2 protein-coding genes are annotated in these 1,392 nt (G+C 66.9%); both read right to left on the bottom strand.

What is annotated here, in order from left to right; genetic code table 11:
* Positions 1 to 231, bottom strand: a 231-nt coding sequence (locus ON44_RS33720) for a hypothetical protein (RefSeq protein ID WP_040698092.1), incomplete at its 3' end; no start/stop codon positions are given.
* Positions 228 to 1,253: a hypothetical protein gene (locus ON44_RS33715; RefSeq protein ID WP_040698090.1), complete on the bottom strand. Its 1,026-nt coding sequence runs from the start codon at positions 1,251 to 1,253 to the stop codon at positions 228 to 230. The genes ON44_RS33720 and ON44_RS33715, both read right to left, overlap by 4 nt.
* Positions 1,254 to 1,392: the final 139 nt, after the last annotated feature.

Genomic DNA, 1,392 nt, shown 5'->3' with positions numbered 1-1,392 from the left:
GAGCTGCTCCTCCAGCTCGGCGGTGCGCTGATGCGCCGCGATCAGCCGCTGGGCCAACTCGTCGGCGCTCAGATCGGCCACCGGCTCCGCCACCGAACTGGCCTGCACCTGCGGTGCGGGTGATGAGGAGTCGGTCGGGGCGGACTCCCGCATCGGTGCCGGCAGGGCCGGGATCTCCCACATCTGTGCTGCGGAGGCGGGCATGGTCGCCTCGATGGCCGGGGCGCTCACCGCTCGGCTCCGTCACGCTCAGCGTTTGCCAGAGACATGGCCAGTGCGTTGCCAGGCTGGTATTTCGCCAACGGCGACACACTGCTGGCCAGCTCGCGGGTACGAGCCGCGGCGAAGGCCGACGACACCGGAACCGGTGCGCCGGTTCGGATTTCGGCCTGGTTCGCCCACGGCATGTCCCGAGCGGGCTCGTTTCGGCGTTCCTGCTCGGCGTTCCAGGTGCCGTGGCCGGTCAGCTCGGCGGCCTGCTGATAGTTGCGCCACCGGATCGGTTCGATCCACTCCGGATCGCGGGCCTGACGCTCGGCGATCAGCTCAGTAGTGCGACGCATCGCGTCCGGTTCGTGCTTCCACGCTGTGACCGCGCCGTCCAGGTGGTTCCACACATCGCGCCAATACCGCGACTCGTGGGTTTCCCACCGGGCGGCGATATCGGCGGCGGCATTGGCGTGTCCCTCGGCCACGGGACCATCACCAGCCACATCGGGGTCGATGGTGCGCGCCGCGTTGTTGAGTTCATCGACGTGGCGGACATAGTCCGCGCGCAACTGGCGTTCGTCATCGGATTCGGCGGTGCTGTAGTACTGCGGATCGGTCATCGGAATGAACCGGTCATCCGAAGCCGATGCGGCGCGCTCTTCCACGCGGGTCACATAGTGAGAGGTCAGCAGACCGTATTCGTCGCGCTCGATACCGTGCTCGGCGATGTAGCGGGCCTGATCCTCGCTGCGCGCCTCGATCGCCGACAGCACGCCAACGCGCCGAATCATGTTCGTCTCGGCGGCGGCGGGGTCATCGCGCCACCGCTGCGTCGCATCGGTCAGATACACCCATTCATGCATCCACCGCTGCTCACCGTTGAGCCACGGTGACGCGTATTCGCGGTAGTCGAGTTCGTCGGCCGGGTCGTAGTCCTCCGGCGACCGCGCGACGTACGACTCGGCGTGCATGAAGTCCGCGCGCATCCGCTGCTCGGTATCGGATTCGATTTCGTGCAGTTCGGGGCGGGTATTCTCGATCATTGGTTCGGCTTCCTTACTTGATCTCTGATGGGTTGATGTGGTGTCGGGCCGATCCATGCCGGGCGGTCGCACGCCCGGCATGGCTGTTTCGGGGCTCAGCGCTCGGCTCCGTCGCGCTGGGAACTGTTGCGGGCTACGG

Source organism: Nocardia vinacea NBRC 16497 (assembly GCF_000308835.1).
Lineage (GTDB): Bacteria > Actinomycetota > Actinomycetes > Mycobacteriales > Mycobacteriaceae > Nocardia > Nocardia vinacea.
Note: the sequence above shows the minus strand (reverse complement) of the source record. Positions and strands in the feature narration are given on the sequence as shown.